The sequence below is a fragment of the Streptomyces venezuelae genome (genome assembly GCF_008642355.1).
Taxonomy (GTDB): domain Bacteria; phylum Actinomycetota; class Actinomycetes; order Streptomycetales; family Streptomycetaceae; genus Streptomyces; species Streptomyces venezuelae_B.
On sequence record NZ_CP029193.1, the window covers coordinates 3,058,006 to 3,074,709 of the forward strand.

The following is a 16,704-nucleotide window of genomic DNA, read 5'->3' on the forward strand; positions in this document are numbered from 1 at the left end:
CCGCAGCCTACGAGGTCGACTTCTCCGCGTACATCTTCGCGATGACCGCCTCGATGTCCGGTTCCCTCACGGAGAGGTCCGCCAGGGGGTAGCGGGCGGCGATGTGCGCCACCAGTGGGGCCGCCGACTGCGACGCCGGGAACGCCAGCCACTGGCGCGGGCCCTCCACCTTCACCACCTTCGCCCCCGACCCCGCCTCGATGGGCGGGAGTTCGCGTTCCAGGTCGACGACCAGCGTGCGCTCGCTCTCCCCCACCTCGTGCAGCCCCGACAGCGCACCGTCGTACATCAGGCGCCCGTGGTCGATCACCATCACGCGCTTGCACAGCTGCTCGATGTCCGTCAGGTCGTGGGTCGTCAGGAGGACCGTCGTCCGGGACTCCCTGTTGAGGTCGCTGAGGAAGGTTCTGACCTTCGACTTGCTGATCACGTCCAGGCCGATCGTCGGCTCGTCCAGGTACAGCACCTCGGGATCGTGCAGCAGCGCCGCCGCGATGTCGCCGCGCATCCGCTGGCCCAGGGAGAGTTGGCGCACGGGAACGTCCAACAGGTCGCCCAGTTCCAGGAGTTCCACGCAGCGGTCCAGGTTCTCCCGGTAACGGGCGTCCGGGATGCGGTACATGCGGTGCATCAGACGGTACGAGTCGATCAGCGGCAGGTCCCACCAGAGCGTCGTGCGCTGGCCGAAGACCACACCGATGCGGCGGGCCAGGAGCGTCCGTTCACGGGAGGGGTCGATGCCCGCCACGCGCAGGCGGCCACCGCTCGGCGTCAGGATGCCCGTCAGCATCTTGATCGTCGTGGACTTGCCCGCGCCGTTCGGGCCGATGTAGCCGACCATCTCGCCGCGCGGGACGGTGAACGAGATGCCGTCGACCGCGTGCACCTCGTGGCGTTCGCGCCGCAGGAAGCCGGTCTTCCTGCGGACGTCGAAGACCTTCTCGACCTCCTCCAGCTCGATGAGGGGGTCACCAGTCATGTCTGTCAGCTCCCTGTGCTGCGGTACGAACGAAGGCCCGTGCGCCAGACGACGCCCGCAAGCGCCAGCAGCGCGGCGGCCACCAGCGGCGGCGTGAACGCCACCCACGTCGGCAGGTCCAGCGGATAGGGGCGCCCGAGCACGTACAGCGCGGGCAGCCAGTTCACGAAGGCCAGCGGCAGGACGAACGTGACGCCGCGCACCAGGTCCTTCGCGAAGACGGTCGGCGGATACTGGAGCAGCGTGGTGCCGCCGTACGTGAAGGCGTTCTGCACCTCCGCCGCATCCTGCGCGACGAACTGGAACGCGGCGCCGCCCACGAACACCGCCGCGAAGATCCCCGCCCCGCAGACCAGCATCAGCGGCACCATCAGGACCTTCAGCGGGGTCCAGTCGATGTCCAGGACGACGAGGGCGTACGCGAGGACGAGCGCGCCCTGCGCGAGGCGGCCGATCCTGTGCAGCCCGAAGCGGTCGGCGGCCACTTGTGCGAGCACGGGCGCGGGGCGCACCAGGAGCGTGTCCAGCGTGCCGTCCCGCACGCGTCTGCCGAGGCGGTCCATGGAGCCGAGGGCGAGGTCGGCGAGGCCGAACGCGGCGCACGAGGCGCCGTACAGGAACGCGATCTCCGCGAGCGAGTAGCCGCCGAGGCGGTCCACCTGCGAGAACATCAGCAGGATGGCCACGAAGTCGAACGCGGTCACCGCGAAGTTGCCGAGCGCGGTCATCGCGAAGGAGACGCGGTAGGCCATGAGGGAGCGGATCCACATGGCGGAGATCAGGCGGTAGGCACGCAGCCCCTCCCGGACCTGGGAGAACCCGGACCCGGGCCCGGGACGCCCGTCCCGGACCGGCGTCACGTCGGTGTCGTCAGCCACCCTGCACCACCACCCGTCGCGTCGCCACGGCCTGCAGCAGCCGCCCCGCCGTGAGCAGCGCCGCCGCCCAGCCGATCTGGAAGGCGTACGTCCGCAGCAGCGCCGTACCGGAGCGTTCGCCGAGGAACACGTCGGCGGGCATCTGGAGGAGCGCCGACCACGGCAGGGCCCGCGCGAACTCGCCGAGGGCGCCGGGGAAGACGTTCAGGGGCAGCAGCATCCCGGAGAAGAACGTGCCCGCGAGCATCGCCACCTGCGTGACGCCCGCGCCGTCCATCAGCCAGAAGGCGGAGAGCGCCACCAGGAACCGGATCGCGAAGCTGACCACGACGCCGAGCACGGCGGCCACCAGGAACGCCAGCCAGCCCAGCGCGTCCGGGGGCAGGGTCAGGTCGAAGACGAGCGCCCCGAAGACCATGGGGACGATGCCGCGGCCGACGAGCTGGAAGGCCGCCCGGCCCATGTCGGCCGCCAGCCACCACAGCTGCAGGTCGGCGGGACGGTAGAGGTCCACGGCGATGTCACCGGTGCGGATCCGCTCGATCAGCTCGCCCTCGAAGCCGCCGCCCATCAGTGCCATCACCGTCAACAGCGCCTGCCCGAGCCACACATAGGTGAGGGCCTGCGACTGGTCGTAGCCGCCGAGGCCGGGCCGCTCGTCCCAGAGCGCCAGGTAGGTGTAGGCGAGAATGAGGCCGAACACCGTGTTCGTGAAGACGCCGGCCGCGGTCGCCATCCGATACGTGGCGTACCTGCGGAAGCTGCCCTCGGTGACGGCCGCGTACAAACGGAACCGTCCTGCGCGCACGAGCATCCCTTTCACCGTGGGCTTCGTCCCGAATGGGGCCAAAGCGCTGGAGCGTAGTGCGATAGGGGTCGCCCGTGCCAGGCATTTTCGGGGCGTGGCGCGTCCCTGGTCACGAACGCCTGTGGCAACGGTGTCCAATGGGGTTGCAACGGGGTTGCAAGAGGTTTACGAGGCGTACGGGATGTACGACGCTAACCGGGAGTTCCGCAAGACATGAGCGACGAGCCGCAGCAGCAGGGCAAGCAGGGTCCTGTCCGGCGCCCGCGCTGGGCGTCCAGGGAGCCGCAGGACACGCCCGCTGAGACCGCGGAGGCGGAGGCGGGAACGACCGCGGAGGCGGGGGCGACCGCGGAGAACCCGCAGGTGGCCGACGGAGCCGCCGCCGGGGCCGCCCCCGAAGGGAAGAAGGGCAAGAAGCCCAAGCGGCCCAAGCGCAAGGGCTGGCGGCGGATCTTCCCCACCTGGCGCATGGTCCTCGGCGGTTTCATCCTGATCATCCTGCTGTGCGTCGGCGGCTTCATGGCCGGCTACATGCTGGTCGACATCCCGGCCGCGAACTCCGCGGCCACCAAGCAGAGCAACGTCTACCTCTACGCCGACGGCACCCAGATCGCCCGCGACGGCGAGGTCAACCGCGAGAAGGTGCCCCTCAAGGAAGTGCCGCTGCACGTCCAGCGCGCCGTGCTCGCCGCCGAGGACCGCGACTTCTACGGCGAGTCCGCGGTCGACCCCAAGGCCATGATCCGCGCGGCCTGGAACACCGTCACCGGCAAGGGCAAGCAGTCCGGCTCCACCATCACCCAGCAGTACGTGAAGAACTACTACCTGGGACAGGAGCAGACGGTCACCCGCAAGGTGAAGGAGTTCTTCATCTCGATCAAGCTGGACCGCGAGGTGAGCAAGGACGACATCCTCGAGGGCTACCTGAACACCAGCTACTTCGGCCGCAACGCCTACGGCGTGCAGGCCGCCGCCCAGGCGTACTACGGGAAGAACGTCAAGGACCTCTCCGTCGCCCAGGGCGCCTACCTCGCCACGCTCCTCAACTCCCCCAACGCCTACGACGTCGCCACGCACCCCGAGAACAAGCCGCGCGCGGCGGGCCGCTGGAACTACGTCCTGGACGGCATGGTCAGCGAGGGCTGGCTCGACAAGTCCGAGCGGACGAAGACGAAGTTCCCGATGCCCGACGAGGCGAAGGGCGCGGCGGGCCTGTCCGGGCAGCGCGGCTACGTCGTGAAGGCCGTGGAGGACTATCTGACGGCCAACAAGATCATCGATGAGGAAACCCTCGCCAAGGGCGGCTACCGCATCACCACGACCCTCCAGAAGGACCGCATGGACGCCTTCAAGGAGGCCGTCGACGAGCAGGTGATGTCGAAGGTCGACAAGGGCGCCCGCAAGGTCGACCGCAACGTCCGCGCGGGCGGCGCCTCCATCGACCCGGCCACCGGCAAGGTCGTCGCGATGTACGGAGGCATCGACTACACCAAGCAGTACGTCAACAACGCGACCCGCCGCGACTACCAGGTCGGCTCCACGTTCAAGCCGTTCGTCTTCACCTCCGCCGTGGAGAACGGCTCGGTCACCCAGGACGGCCGCCCCATCACCCCGAACACCGTGTACGACGGCACCAACAAGCGGCCGGTGCAGGGCTGGAGCGGCGGATCGTACGCCCCGGAGAACGAGGACCACGTCGACTACGGCGACGTCACCGTCCGCACCGCCACCGACAAGTCCGTGAACTCGGTGTACGCGCAGATGGCCGTCGACGTCGGCTCCGACAAGGTCAAGGAGACCGCCATCGCCCTCGGCGTCCCCGAGAACACCCCCGACCTGACCGCGTCCCCGTCGATCGCGCTCGGCCCCTCCACCGCGAGCGTCCTGGACATGACCGAGGCCTACGCGACGCTCGCCAACCACGGCAAGCACGGCACGTACACCCTCGTCGAGAAGATCAGCAAGGACGGCAGCGAGATCGAACTGCCGGAGCCGAAGACCGCGCAGGCCGTGACCCGCGAAGCCGCCGACACCACCACGTCGGTCCTGCAGAGCGTCGTCCAGGGCGGCACCGGCACGGCGGCACAGGGCGCGGGCCGCCCGGCCGCGGGCAAGACGGGCACGGCCGAGAACGACACGGCGGCCTGGTTCGCCGGCTACACCCCCGAGCTCGCGACGGTCGTCGCCGTCATGGGCCAGGACCCGGAGACCGGCGCCCACACCCCGCTGTACGGCGCGCTCGGCGAGACCCGCATCAACGGCGGCGCCTACCCCGCGCGCGTCTGGGCCCAGTTCACCGAGGCCGCCCTCAAGGGCAAGCCCGTCAAGGACTTCGACCTGGAGCTGGAGCAGGGCGCGGACATTCCGGAGGTGCCGGACCCGACGACGGGCGGCACCGAGGAGCCCGGCACCGACGGCGGCACGGACGGCGGCCCCGACACCGGCGGCACGACCGACGGCGGCACCACCGGCGACCAGGACACCGGAGGCACCACCACCGGCGGCCAGGACACCGGCGGCCAGACAGGCGGCCAGACGGGGGGCCAGAACGGCGGCCAGACCGGCGGACAGGAAACCGGCGGCCAGAACACCGGAGGCCCCACCGACGGCGGCGCCACCGACGGCGGCCCCACCGACGGGGGCGCCCAAGGCGGGCCGACGGGCGGCACCGACCCGGCAGGAGGGGCGGTCGACGGCGGGACGGACGACGGCGGAGGGATCGGCGGCCTCACGGACGGTTGACGCGGCTCCTCAGCCGTAGGTCCCCCACCGGCGCCCGATGGTGTCGTACCCGTACCGGGGCAGGCCCTTGATGGCGCTGGTACGGAACGGGCGGCCCCCGTCGTCGACGCGCACCGTGCCCTGGCGGCCCTGGGACGACCAGTCCAGCTCCAGGTACCACCGGCAGTCGCACGAACGGGTCCCGGCGTCGACCAGCAGCACCTCGGGATCCTTCGCCGACACGCGGTAGGGCATGCGCACGGCCGGGATCGGCGTGCCCGTGTCGTTCCCGGGGACCGCGCGCGCGATCGGACGGTCCTTGTCCAGGTCCACGGCGAACATGCGGGGCGTGACCGCGCCACCGCACCCCAGGTCCATGCGGTACGCGTTGCCCTTCACCGGCGCCGCACGGCCCACCACGCGCACGCGCAGCGCCTCCAGCACGACGGCGGTGTCGCTGCGCCCCTGCACCGACAGCCGCACGAGCGTCTCGCCGCCGTGCACCGCCTTCTGCGTCGCCGCCCAGGGCACCGCGTCCTGCGGGGCGGGGGGCGGGGGGACCTGGCTCGGCGGCTTGGCGACGACGTAGTCGTGACCGCAGCCGAGCTTCCACGCGTGGGAGTCGACGGTCCAGGTGAGCGGCAGCGCGGCGGGCTTGTCGCCGGAGGGCGGGGCTGAGGTCGCGCCGGGCGGGTGGGAGCCGCCCGGGGTCTTCGCCGACGGCTTCTTCCCCGGCTGCTCCTTCTTCGCCGCCTTCTCCTTCGAGGCGGCGGAGTCGGTGGGCGGCTCGGAGGCGGGGGCGCCGCTCGGTCCGGACGGGCCGCCCCGCCTCTCCGGCGCCCCGGCGACCCGGTCCGGACCGTCGGCGGACACCCGCCGCCCGTCCGGCAGCAAGGAGAACGCGCCGAGCGTCGCGAGTACGGCACAGGCCGAGGCCAGCCCGGCCATGAGACGTCTTCGGCGGTACCAGGGGCGGGGCGCCGTGGTCTCGGGCGCGCTCTCGTGCCCGCGGACCGGTGGGGGCTCTTCGCGCAGCTCCCCGCGCCCCTGGGCAGTCCTGTCCTCCGCCCCACGAGGCCTGCGGCGGGCCGCCACCGCCAGGAGCCATCGGCGGTGGAGCTCCAGGCGCTCCTCCGGGGTCGCTCCGCAGAGCGCCGCGAACCGTTCCACGGGGGCGAAGTCGAGCGGCACGGCGTCGCCCGCGCAGTAGCGGTGCAGCGTCGATGTGTTCATGCCCAGACGGCGGGCCAGCGAGCCATAGCTCCGGTCCGTGCGCTCCTTCAACCCGCGCAGCAGCGCGGCGAACTCCGCCACCTCGTCGATGCCGTCGCCGTCGCCGCAGCCGTCGCCGTCGTCCTGTGCCGACACGGGTCCCCCGTCCTCGTACGCCCGTACGCCCCACGCGGCCCGGGACGGTATCCCAGGCACCCGTATACCTGCACGTCAGGAGGGCTGGGATGGTTCCACCCCGCTCGATCGTGCGTCGGTCGTTGCGCCCGGTGGCCGTGACCGCTGATGCTCTTGGTGCCGCACCGACCAGGCCCGTGCCGACCAGCCGGCCCCGCGGCGGCAACCACGTCCACGTACTCCACGCACTCCTTCACGGGGGAATCACCCATGTCCATGCGCATCCGAACGAGCGCCCGCACCGCACTCGCCGTCGCCGCCCTCGCGGCCGGCACGGTCCTCACGGCACCGGCCGCCGGCGCCGCGCCCCAGGCCACCGCCCCGAAGTTCCTCTCGGCGTCCCAGCTGCCGCCGCACCCGACGTCGTCCTGGACCGCGGGGCCGGTCACCGAAGGGTTCCCGGATGAGATCGGCTTCTGCGTGAGCACGGAGGGCGTGCCCTCCTACGACTACAAGAACCGGCTGTTCCGGACCGACGTGGACACCAACGCCGCGCAGCTGACCGTCGTGGCGGACACGGCCGCCCACGCCAAGGCCCTGGCCAAGCACTACGACGACCTGGTCCGCACCTGCGCCGAGCGCATCGAGAAGGCCGACCCCGACGTCCGGGCCGAGGGCCGGGACTACGGCACCCTGCCGGTCGAGGAGGGCGCCCGCGTCCGCGGCCTGCACACCGAGACGTCCGGGGGCGCCACCGACATCGCCCTGATGTCGGTCGGACGGGACGGCAGGACCGTCACCGTCGTGAAGTGGGGGCAGATGGGCGACTTCGACGACGCGCCCGTGGCCGCCTTCAAGAAGACGACGACCACGGCGGTGAACAAGCTGTACTGACCCGGAGAAGGCAGAGGGCCGTCCTCCCGTCACGGGGGTCGGGAGGACGGCCCCTCAGCCGGGGTCACACCCGGCATGCGGCTAGTGGCCGGAGGTCGCCTTCAGGCCGACGACGGCCACCAGCAGCAGACAGACGAAGAAGATACGGGCGGCGGTGACCGGCTCACCCAGGATCACCATGCCGAGCACCGCCGCGCCGGCCGCGCCGATACCGACCCACACTCCGTAGGCCGTACCGATCGGCAGCGTCTTGGCGGCCTGCGACAGGAGCATCATGCTGGCGACGATGCCCACGCCCGTGAACACGCTGGGCCACAGGCGCGTGAAACCGTCCGTGTACTTCATCCCGATCGACCAGCCCACTTCGAGCAGTCCGGCGACGATCAGCAGAACCCAGGCCATGACGGCACCTCCGACGAGTAGAAACGCGAACGCGTCGCGTTGCCTGATGGGGGTGCGTCGTCTTTGCGGAAACCCGGTACGGCGCGTCTCGTCGGGGTCCTTCAACGGTAGCAAAGGGCATGCGTAAGGGGCTGGTGACCATCGTCACCAGCCCCTTACGCACAGGTCCCTACAGGTAAAGCCCCGTCGAGTCCTCCGACCCCTCGAAGCGGTCGGCCGCCACGGCGTGCAGATCGCGCTCCCGCATCAGTACGTAGGCCACGCCCCGCACCTCGACCTCCGCGCGGTCCTCCGGGTCGTACAGGACCCGGTCGCCCGGCTCGACCGTCCGGACGTTCTGCCCGACCGCGACCACCTCGGCCCAGGCGAGCCGCTTGCCCACGGCAGCGGTCGCGGGAATCAGGATGCCGCCGCCGGAGCGCCGCTCACCCTCGCTGGTGTCCTGCCGCACGAGCACGCGGTCGTGCAGCATGCGGATGGGCAGCTTGTCGTCGTGGGGGGTCCCGGGGGTCTTCTCGCTCACGCCCCAGAACCTACCCGTACCGGCCGGACCAATGGGTCCCGGGTCGGCACTCAGGCGCCGCGACGCCGCGAGCTCACCACGAGGAGCCCCACGAGGCCCACGGCCACCAGGGCGACCGGCACGATGCGCTCGATGCGCGGCGAACCGTCCTCCGACACGAGCTGCCCGCGCACGTCGGAGACGAAGCGATTCGCCCCCACGTACGCCCGGCCGAGCGAGTTGTCCACGCCCGCGACGACCTTTGCCTTCGCGTCGCCGACGATCGTCTTCGGGTGGACGCGCACCCCGATCTCGTCGAGGGTCTCGGCGAGCTGGTCGCGCCGGCGCTTGATGTCCGCCTCGATCTGCGCAGGGGTCCTGGCATCCGACACCGCGCTGCCTCCGTGGTCGTAGCTGTGTGATGGGTACGAGCTGTACCCCACAGTCTGTCAGCTTCACGCGCGCCGCACCCGGCGGCACCCCTATTACGCTCGTCCCCGTCACCACACTCTTTGCGAAGCACCCGTACGAGGAGACGCCCATGAGCGAGCGACTGCAGCCCGGCGACACCGCCCCCGCGTTCACCCTGCCCGACGCCGACGGCAAGGACGTCTCGCTGGCCGACCACAAGGGCCGCAAGGTCATCGTGTACTTCTACCCCGCCGCCCTCACCCCCGGCTGCACCAAGCAGGCCTGCGACTTCACGGACAACCTCGACGTGCTGGCCGCCGCCGGGTACGACGTCATCGGCGTCTCCCCCGACAAGCCCGAGAAGCTGGCCAAGTTCCGCGAGCAGGAGAACCTCAAGGTCACGCTGGTCGGCGACCCCTCCAAGGAGACCCTGGCGGCGTACGGCGCGTTCGGCGAGAAGAAGCTGTACGGCAAGACGGTGACCGGCGTGATCCGCTCGACCGTGGTGGTCGACGAACAGGGCAAGGTCGAGCACGCGTTCTACAACGTGAAGGCGACGGGCCACGTGGCGAAGATCATCAGGGACCTGGGCGTCTGAGACACCTGAGGAACCGCGGGCATCCGAGGCCTCCGGGGCCTCCGGGGCCTCCGAACGGAGCACTCCGCCGCGCGCACCGAGTTCCCCTTCCGATGTGATGTAAGCCCCCCTCACGGGGGGCTTTCGTTTGCATCGGCCATCTTCGAGCAAGTGATCCCCGGGGGACTTGTACGAAGAACGAAAGGAACCACTCCATGGCGGCCCAAGAAGAGCTCGAGGCCGAGGCCGACCCGGAGGCGATGAAGCGCCACCGCACCCTGTTCAGGGCGGTGAAACGGCGCAAGAACCCGCCCCTGCGCCGTACCGACATCACGGTCACGGACGAGGCAGCGGTCAAGCGGGCCGTCAAAGCGGCCTCGCTCGGCAACGCCATGGAATGGTTCGACTTCGGCATCTACAGCTACCTGGCCGTCACCATCGGCCACGTGTTCTTTCCGTCCGGGAACGACACGGCCCAGCTGATCTCGTCCTTCGCCACCTTCGCGGTCTCCTTCCTGGTGCGACCCATCGGCGGCATGGTGTTCGGCCCCATGGGCGACAAGGTGGGCCGCAAGAAGGTCCTGGCGCTCACCATGATCCTGATGGCCATCGGCACGCTCGCGATCGGCCTGATCCCGTCCTACGCGACGATCGGCTTCTGGGCACCGGTCCTCCTCATCTTCTTCCGCCTCGTCCAGGGCTTCTCGACGGGCGGCGAGTACGGCGGTGCGTCGACGTTCATCGCCGAGTACGCGCCCGACAAGCGCCGCGGGTTCTTCGGCAGCTTCCTGGAGATGGGCACGCTCGCCGGCTACACGGGCGCGGCGGGCCTCGTCCTCATCCTCAACGCGTCCCTCGGCTCGGACACCATGGAGTCCTGGGGCTGGCGCATCCCGTTCCTCGTCGCGGGCCCGCTGGGCCTGGTCGGCCTCTACCTGCGGCTCAAGCTGGACGAGACCCCGGCGTTCCAGAAAATGGAAGACGCCTCCTACCACTCGGCGTCCGAGGGCGCGTCCACGGTCGAGACGACCGCAAAGGGCGACCTCGCGAAGATCTTCCGCGACCACTGGCCGACGCTGATCCTCTGCATCGCCCTGGTCGGCGCGTACAACATCACCGACTACATGCTCCTCTCCTACATGCCGACGTACCTCTCGGACGAGCTCGGCTACGACGACTCGCACGGCCTCCTGATCCTCATCGGCACAATGATCATCCTGATGCTGATCATCACCCGGATCGGCAAGCTCTCCGACCGCTTCGGCCGCAAGCCGCTCCTGATGACGGGCATGATCGGCTTCCTGGTCCTCTCGATCCCGGCGTTCCTGCTCATCCAGCAGGGCAGCCTGGTCGCGGTCTCCGCCGGCATGCTCCTCCTCGGCCTCTCCCTGGTCTGCCTCCTCGGCACGATGTCGGCCACGCTCCCGGCCCTCTTCCCCACGTCGGTCCGCTACGGCTCCCTGTCCGTCGGCTACAACCTCTCCGCCTCCCTCTTCGGCGGCACAGCTCCCCTGGTCATCACCTCCCTGATCAGCGTCACGGGCACGGACATGATCCCGGCGTACTACTCGATGGCGGCGGCGCTGGTGGGCGTGATCGCGGTGGCCTGCATGAAGGAAACGGCCCAGAAGCCGCTGTCGGGTTCGCCCCCCTCCGTGGAGACAAAGGAAGAGGCAGCGGAAATGGTCGAGGCCCAGGCCACACCCCCCAAGTTCTGACCCGAGGTTCTGACACCTCCCCTCCCCCTCCGCAACGGCCCGCCCCACTTGCCCCCACAAGTGAGGCGGGCCGTTCCGCATACCGGTCGTAACGATCCGATTTTCGGTTCGTTGGTCCGTACGAGGCTGCGAACGCGTGGTCGGATGGGGAGGAAGCATGCCGGTCAGTCCGTACACCAAGGAGCGACTGGAAGAGGCGGCCCGCTCGTCGCGGACGCTGTCCGAGGCGCTGGAGAAATTGGGGGTGGATCCGAAGAGTTCGACGCGGCGGTACATCCACGGGCGGATGAAGAAGCTCGGAGTGGTGACATCGCACTTCGAGCGGGAGGGGACGCGGTGGACCAGAAGCGTTCTCGAGCCGGCAGTGGCCGCGTCGAAGAGCGTGAACGATGTGCTGCGGTACCTGGGAATCGAGGTCGTGGGCGGCCACCACACGAACATCAGCCGACGCATCAAGGCGTACGGAATCGACACGTCGCACTTCCAGCAGCCCTCCCGGCTCGGTATCCCCAGGCAGCGCTGCACACCGGAACTACTCCTGGTGGAACAGGAGCCGACGCGCGCCCGACGTATCCAGGGCGACCGGCTGAGACAGGCCATGACCGATCTCGGCACTGCGGAGCGGTGCGCCATGTGCGGGACGGAGCCCCTGTGGCGAGGACGCCCGCTGCCACTGGAGGTCGATCACATCGACGGCAACTGGCGCGACAACCGCATCGAGAACCTGCGATTGTTGTGCCCCAATTGCCACTCGGCCACGGACACCTATCGCGGTCGCGGCAAAACCCGCCGGGCATGAGTGAGCCGGTCCGCTACACGCGGGAGCTCCTGACGACGGCCGCCCAGAACTGCTCAAGCATGGATGAAGTCATCGAGTTCGTAGGGGTACGCCCGTACCGCGGTCTGCGCCGCCACTTGTTCAAACGGTTCGATGACCATGGGATCGACGTCTCCCACATCTCTCGACGCTCAAGAGGCGGACCGCACCCGAAGCCCGCGTCCGACGACCTGAGTCGCGCGGTTGCCGGGAGCACTTCGATCGCAGGCACGCTGCGCGCCCTGGGAAAACCGGAGAACGGTCGCCTGCGCGCTCTGCTGTCCCAGTGGGTGGAGGAAGACGGGCTCGACACACGACATTTCCTCGGCCAGGCCCACCAACGAGGCCGACCGGGCCCGACACCCGTGAAAACTGCCGCGGACGTACTCATTCGGCACGACAGGCAGAACCGCACCAGGACCGTCCTGCTGCGTCGTGCCCTGGGTGAGGTCGGCGTCCCCGAGCTCTGCGACGAGTGCGGGACCCCACCCATGTGGTACGGAAAACCCATGACGCTGGAGATCGACCACGTCAACGGCGACTGGCGCGACGACCGACGGGAGAACCTCCGGCTGCTGTGCCCCAATTGCCACGCAGTCACCAATACCTGGTGCAGGGGTGGCCGACGACGCTGCACCTAGGCAGGAGAAGGCGGACCGGTACCATGGCCGTGCAAGCGGCCGTGTCGTAACTGGCAGCCGAGCGGCGTTTAGATCGCCGTGGGAGAAATCCCGTGTGGGTTCGAATCCCACCGGCCGCATCACGTGAGTGCCCGGCTCGCGCATCCCGCGCGAGCCGGGCACTCTTACGTGCATCGAAACCCTCAGCCCAACAACTCCCGCACCACCGGCACCAGCCCTCGGAACGCCACCCCCCGATGGCTGATCGCGTTCTTCTCCGCTGCCGTCAGTTCCGCGCACGTGCGCGTCTCGCCCTCCGGCTGGAGGATCGGGTCGTAGCCGAAGCCCCCCGTGCCCGCGGGGGTCGTGCGGAGGGTGCCCACGAGGCGGCCCTCGACCACTCGCTCCGTGCCGTCCGGGAGTGCCAGGGCTGCCGCGCAGGCGAAGTGGGCGCCGCGGTGGGGCGGGGCGATGTCGGAGAGCTGGGCCAGGAGCAGGTTCAGGTTCGCTTCGTCGTCGCCGTGGCGGCCCGCCCAGCGGGCGGAGAAGATGCCGGGCGCGCCGTTCAGGACGTCGACGCACAGGCCCGAGTCGTCGGCGACGGCGGGCAGGCCCGTGGCCTGGGCGAGGGCGTGGGCCTTGAGGAGGGCGTTCTCCGCGAACGTGACGCCCGTTTCCTTGACGTCGGGGATCTCGGGGTAGGCGTCCGCGCCGACGAGGTCGTGTGTGAGGCCTGCGTCGGCGAGGATCGCCCTGAGTTCGGTGATCTTGCCGTTGTTGCGGGTGGCGAGGATGAGGCGGGTCATGGAGTCAAGTATCGCCGCCCCCGCCCACCGGCTTCCTTACGGTGTGCAGACCTTCGTCACGGCGTGCAGACCTTCGTCAGTTCGCCCGCCGCGTCCGTGACCGGGCTGACGTCCGGCGTCGCGTCGCCCTTGTCGACCGCGTCGCGGACGTTGTCGACCGCCTTCTCCAGGTCGTCGACCGCCTTGTTGACGTCCGCGTCGTCGGTCTTGTCGCCGATCTCGTCGAGGTTCTTGCCGATGTCGTCGAGCGCCCGGTCCGCCGCGGCGGGGTCGTCGCCCGCTTTCTCGACGGCCTGCTGCAGGTCGGTGACGCTGTCGGCGATCGTGTCGGCGGTCTGGACGCAGTCGAGTGCCTTCGAGACGGCGTCGCAGCCGACGAGGCCGACGCCGGCCGGGATGACGATCAGTGCCGTGACGACGGCGGTGGCGATGCGACGGTGGCGCGCGGCCATGGTTCGGTCCCCTCCCCAGGGTGCGTACGGACGCGCGGCTTCGTCCGCGCGCCCGTACTGGTAACAACGCCCGGCAGGGGGTTGTTGGTTGCCTGTTGGACCGCGCGAACTAGCGCGCGCTCTCCAGTGCCGCGCGCTGGTACGCCGCGAGTTCCTCGCAGCCGCCCACCGCGAGGTCGAGGAGCGCGTTGAGTTCCTTGCGGTCGAAGGGCTCGGCCTCGGCGGTGCCCTGGACCTCGACGAAGCGGCCGTCGCCGGTGCAGACGACGTTCATGTCGGTGTCGGCCTTGACGTCTTCCTCGTAGCGGAGGTCGAGGAGCGGTACGCCGGCGACGATGCCGACGGAGACGGCGGAGACCGTGTCGGTGAGGGGCTTGCGGCCGGCCTTGATGAGCTTCTTGCCCTGGGCCCAGGCGACGGCGTCGGCGAGCGCGACGTACGCCCCGGTGATGGCGGCGGTGCGGGTGCCGCCGTCGGCCTGGAGGACGTCGCAGTCGAGGACGATGGTGTTCTCGCCGAGGGCCTTGTAGTCGATGACGGCGCGCAGCGAGCGGCCGATGAGGCGGCTGATCTCGTGGGTGCGGCCCCCGATCTTGCCGCGGACGGATTCGCGGTCGCCGCGGGTGTTGGTGGAGCGGGGCAGCATGGAGTATTCGGCGGTGACCCAGCCTTCGCCGCTGCCCTTGCGCCAGCGGGGGACGCCTTCGGTGACGGAGGCGGTGCAGAAGACCTTGGTGTCGCCGAAGGAGATGAGGACGGAGCCTTCGGCGTGCTTGCTCCAGCCGCGTTCGATGGTGATGGGGCGGAGCTGTTCGGGGGTGCGGCCGTCGATTCGAGACATGTGAGGAGCCTAGCCGTAGGGCGACATGCGTGAGGGCCCCGTCCGGTTGTCCGGACGGGGCCCTCACGGTGAGTTCAGGAACTCACATCATGTCTTCGATGTCCGCGGCGATCGGGTCCGCGTCGGTGCCGATGACGACCTGGATCGCGGTGCCCATCTTGACGACGCCGTGGGCGCCGGCGGCCTTCAGGGCGGCGTCGTCCACGAGGTCGGGGTCCTTGACCTCGGTGCGCAGACGCGTGATGCAGCCCTCGACCTCTTCGATGTTGTCGATGCCGCCGAGCCCGGCAACGATCTTCTCAGCCTTGCTGGCCATGTGTTTCTCCCTGTGTTTCTCGCGGCCGGGGGACCGCTTTGCCACGGTAACGCACGGTTGGACCATCTTCGCGGGCGGTTACGTCAGTCGTGCCCAATGATGACGATCAAGGTGCCGGTCCCTGCCGGGCGGCGCTCCCACACGTACCGCAACTGGTCTACACCAGTTTTCAACGACCGCCAAACCTGGCTTGTTCCGGGAGGGACGCCGATGAGTTCCACTGCCGCAGCGGCGCCGCAGAAGAAGTGGTGGAACGGCCTGTTCCAGGGCCTGCAGAAGATGGGCCGCAGTCTTCAGCTGCCCATCGCGGTCCTGCCCGCGGCCGGCATCCTGAACCGGCTCGGGCAGCCGGACGTGTTCGGCGACGACGGTCTGGGCTGGACGAACGTCGCCAAGGTCTTCGCGGCGGCGGGCGGTTCGCTGCTCGACTCGTCGCTGGGCCTGCCGCTGCTGTTCTGCATCGGTGTCGCGATCGGCATGGCGAAGAAGTCGGACGGTTCCACGGCGCTGGCGGCGGTCACCGGCTTCCTCGTCTATTACGCGGTGCTGCGCGCGTTCCCCGACGACTGCCCCAAGGACACGACGTTCGGCGGCGCGGGCATGTGGAGCGGGGTGTGCGTGGCGGAGGACGGGACGGTGGCGCAGGCCGCGTACCAGAATCCGGGGGTGTTCGGCGGCATCGTGATGGGGCTGCTGGCCGCCTGGTTCTGGCAGCGCTACCACCGCGTGAAGCTGGTCGACTGGCTGGGCTTCTTCAACGGCCGCCGTCTCGTGCCGATCATCATGGCGTTCGTGGGTCTGGTCTTCGCGGGGCTGTGCGTCTGGATCTGGCCGCCCGTCGGTGACGCGCTGACGAGCTTCTCCAAGTGGCTGGTGGATCTGGACTGGCTGGGTTCGGGCATCTTCGGTGTCGCCAACCGGGCGCTGCTCACGGTGGGTCTGCACCAGTTCCTGAACACGTTCGTGTGGTTCCAGTTCGGGGATTACACGAAGCCGGACGGCACGGTCGTGCACGGTGACATCAACCGGTTCCTGGCGGGCGATCCGACGGCGGGCCAGTTCACCTCGGGCTTCTTCCCGATCATGATGTTCGCGCTGCCCGCCGCCGCTCTCGCGATCACGCACTGCGCGCGGCCCGAGCGGCGCAAGGTGGTCGGCGGTCTGATGCTGTCGGTGGGTCTGACGTCGTTCGTCACGGGCATCACGGAGCCGATCGAGTACTCGTTCCTCTTCATCGCGCCGCTGCTGTACGCGATCCACGCGGTGCTCACGGGTGTGTCGATGGCGGTGACGTGGGGGCTGGGGGTGAAGGACGGCTTCAGCTTCTCCGCGGGGCTGATCGACTACGTCATCAACTGGGGTCTGGCGACCAAGCCGTGGTTGATCATTCCGATCGGTCTGTGCTTCGCCGTCGTGTACTACGCGCTGTTCCGCTTCGTCATCATCAAGTTCGATCTGCACACTCCGGGACGTGAACCGGAGGAGGAGGCGGAGGCGGAGGACCGGGAGCAGACGAAGGCGTAATTCGTCGCGCGGGGCGGGCTGCTCGTACCCTGTATCAGGCCCTCGGACCCTTGGTCCGGGGGTCTTTCGGCTGTCATGTCGGGATATGGCC

The 16,704-nt window shown here is 69.6% G+C and carries 18 protein-coding genes, 1 tRNA gene and 1 riboswitch; of the genes, 8 read left to right on the top strand and 11 right to left on the bottom strand.

The window, feature by feature from the left end; translation table 11 throughout:
• Positions 1 to 7: 7 nt before the first annotated feature.
• Genes DEJ47_RS14220 through DEJ47_RS14230 form a run of 3 tightly spaced genes read right to left on the bottom strand, consistent with a single transcriptional unit; the run spans position 8 to position 2,671 of the window.
• Positions 8 to 979, bottom strand: a complete 972-nt coding sequence (locus DEJ47_RS14220; protein ID WP_150168360.1) for an ATP-binding cassette domain-containing protein — start codon at positions 977 to 979, stop codon at positions 8 to 10.
• Between the two features lie 5 nt (positions 980 to 984).
• Positions 985 to 1,839 carry an ABC transporter permease gene (locus DEJ47_RS14225; RefSeq protein WP_223828700.1) on the bottom strand — a complete coding sequence of 285 codons (855 nt, stop codon included), beginning with the start codon at positions 1,837 to 1,839 and terminating at the stop codon, positions 985 to 987.
• Between the two features lie 10 nt (positions 1,840 to 1,849).
• On the bottom strand, positions 1,850 to 2,671 hold the full coding sequence (locus DEJ47_RS14230; RefSeq protein WP_150168362.1) for an ABC transporter permease: 822 nt from the start codon (positions 2,669 to 2,671) through the stop codon (positions 1,850 to 1,852).
• Positions 2,672 to 2,878: 207 nt separating this feature from the next.
• Between DEJ47_RS14230 and DEJ47_RS14235 the strand changes: the two genes are divergently transcribed.
• Positions 2,879 to 5,407 carry a transglycosylase domain-containing protein gene (locus DEJ47_RS14235; protein WP_398334436.1) on the top strand — a complete coding sequence of 843 codons (2,529 nt, stop codon included), beginning with the start codon at positions 2,879 to 2,881 and terminating at the stop codon, positions 5,405 to 5,407.
• 9 nt (positions 5,408 to 5,416) lie between these two features.
• Here DEJ47_RS14235 and DEJ47_RS14240 read toward each other — a convergent pair whose 3' ends face one another.
• Positions 5,417 to 6,754: a helix-turn-helix domain-containing protein gene (locus DEJ47_RS14240; protein ID WP_223828355.1), complete on the bottom strand. Its 1,338-nt coding sequence runs from the start codon at positions 6,752 to 6,754 to the stop codon at positions 5,417 to 5,419.
• Between the two features lie 249 nt (positions 6,755 to 7,003).
• Here DEJ47_RS14240 and DEJ47_RS14245 point away from each other — a divergent pair, with 249 nt between their 5' ends.
• Positions 7,004 to 7,627 carry a hypothetical protein gene (locus DEJ47_RS14245; RefSeq protein WP_150168364.1) on the top strand — a complete coding sequence of 208 codons (624 nt, stop codon included), beginning with the start codon at positions 7,004 to 7,006 and terminating at the stop codon, positions 7,625 to 7,627.
• Between the two features lie 81 nt (positions 7,628 to 7,708).
• Here DEJ47_RS14245 and DEJ47_RS14250 read toward each other — a convergent pair whose 3' ends face one another.
• The 3 genes from DEJ47_RS14250 to DEJ47_RS14260 all read right to left on the bottom strand — a co-directional run bounded on the left by DEJ47_RS14250 (position 7,709) and on the right by DEJ47_RS14260 (position 8,923).
• Positions 7,709 to 8,029, bottom strand: a complete 321-nt coding sequence (locus tag DEJ47_RS14250; RefSeq protein ID WP_150168366.1) for a DMT family transporter — start codon at positions 8,027 to 8,029, stop codon at positions 7,709 to 7,711.
• 51 nt (positions 8,030 to 8,080) lie between these two features.
• Positions 8,081 to 8,151, bottom strand: a riboswitch (guanidine-III (ykkC-III) riboswitch).
• A gap of 47 nt (positions 8,152 to 8,198) precedes the next feature.
• Complete coding sequence (locus tag DEJ47_RS14255) at positions 8,199 to 8,501, bottom strand: GroES family chaperonin (protein ID WP_055568690.1); 303 nt, start codon at positions 8,499 to 8,501, stop codon at positions 8,199 to 8,201.
• 101 nt (positions 8,502 to 8,602) lie between these two features.
• Entirely contained in the window at positions 8,603 to 8,923 is a 321-nt protein-coding gene (locus DEJ47_RS14260) for a DUF3618 domain-containing protein (RefSeq protein WP_190329340.1), read from the bottom strand.
• Positions 8,924 to 9,072: 149 nt separating this feature from the next.
• Between DEJ47_RS14260 and bcp the strand changes: the two genes are divergently transcribed.
• From bcp to DEJ47_RS14285, 5 genes are all read left to right on the top strand, one after another.
• A complete protein-coding gene (gene bcp, locus DEJ47_RS14265; protein ID WP_150168370.1) occupies positions 9,073 to 9,540 on the top strand; it encodes a thioredoxin-dependent thiol peroxidase in 468 nt (155 codons plus the stop codon).
• Between the two features lie 194 nt (positions 9,541 to 9,734).
• Positions 9,735 to 11,237 carry a glycine betaine/L-proline transporter ProP gene (gene proP, locus DEJ47_RS14270; RefSeq protein WP_150168372.1) on the top strand — a complete coding sequence of 501 codons (1,503 nt, stop codon included), beginning with the start codon at positions 9,735 to 9,737 and terminating at the stop codon, positions 11,235 to 11,237.
• 157 nt (positions 11,238 to 11,394) lie between these two features.
• Positions 11,395 to 12,036: an HNH endonuclease signature motif containing protein gene (locus DEJ47_RS14275; protein WP_150168374.1), complete on the top strand. Its 642-nt coding sequence runs from the start codon at positions 11,395 to 11,397 to the stop codon at positions 12,034 to 12,036.
• Positions 12,033 to 12,695 carry an HNH endonuclease gene (locus DEJ47_RS14280; RefSeq protein WP_150168376.1) on the top strand — a complete coding sequence of 221 codons (663 nt, stop codon included), beginning with the start codon at positions 12,033 to 12,035 and terminating at the stop codon, positions 12,693 to 12,695. The genes DEJ47_RS14275 and DEJ47_RS14280 overlap by 4 nt, the downstream gene beginning before the upstream one ends.
• Positions 12,696 to 12,730: 35 nt before the next feature.
• Positions 12,731 to 12,814: transfer RNA gene (locus DEJ47_RS14285), tRNA-Leu, on the top strand.
• Positions 12,815 to 12,877: 63 nt separating this feature from the next.
• Here DEJ47_RS14285 and rdgB read toward each other — a convergent pair.
• The 4 genes from rdgB to DEJ47_RS14305 all read right to left on the bottom strand — a co-directional run bounded on the left by rdgB (position 12,878) and on the right by DEJ47_RS14305 (position 15,155).
• Entirely contained in the window at positions 12,878 to 13,480 is a 603-nt protein-coding gene (rdgB, locus tag DEJ47_RS14290; protein ID WP_150168378.1) for an RdgB/HAM1 family non-canonical purine NTP pyrophosphatase, read from the bottom strand.
• A 56-nt stretch (positions 13,481 to 13,536) separates the two neighbouring features.
• A complete protein-coding gene (locus DEJ47_RS14295) occupies positions 13,537 to 13,932 on the bottom strand; it encodes a hypothetical protein (RefSeq protein ID WP_150168380.1) in 396 nt (131 codons plus the stop codon).
• 109 nt (positions 13,933 to 14,041) lie between these two features.
• The gene (gene rph / locus DEJ47_RS14300) at positions 14,042 to 14,773 is read right to left on the bottom strand and encodes a ribonuclease PH (RefSeq protein ID WP_150168382.1); all 732 of its coding nucleotides are present in this window, start codon (positions 14,771 to 14,773) and stop codon (positions 14,042 to 14,044) included.
• Between the two features lie 82 nt (positions 14,774 to 14,855).
• Complete coding sequence (locus tag DEJ47_RS14305; RefSeq protein ID WP_150168384.1) at positions 14,856 to 15,155, bottom strand: glucose PTS transporter subunit EIIB; 300 nt, start codon at positions 15,153 to 15,155, stop codon at positions 14,856 to 14,858.
• A 144-nt stretch (positions 15,156 to 15,299) separates the two neighbouring features.
• Between DEJ47_RS14305 and DEJ47_RS14310 the strand changes: the two genes are divergently transcribed.
• Positions 15,300 to 16,613 carry a PTS transporter subunit EIIC gene (locus DEJ47_RS14310; RefSeq protein WP_150168386.1) on the top strand — a complete coding sequence of 438 codons (1,314 nt, stop codon included), beginning with the start codon at positions 15,300 to 15,302 and terminating at the stop codon, positions 16,611 to 16,613.
• Positions 16,614 to 16,704: the final 91 nt, after the last annotated feature.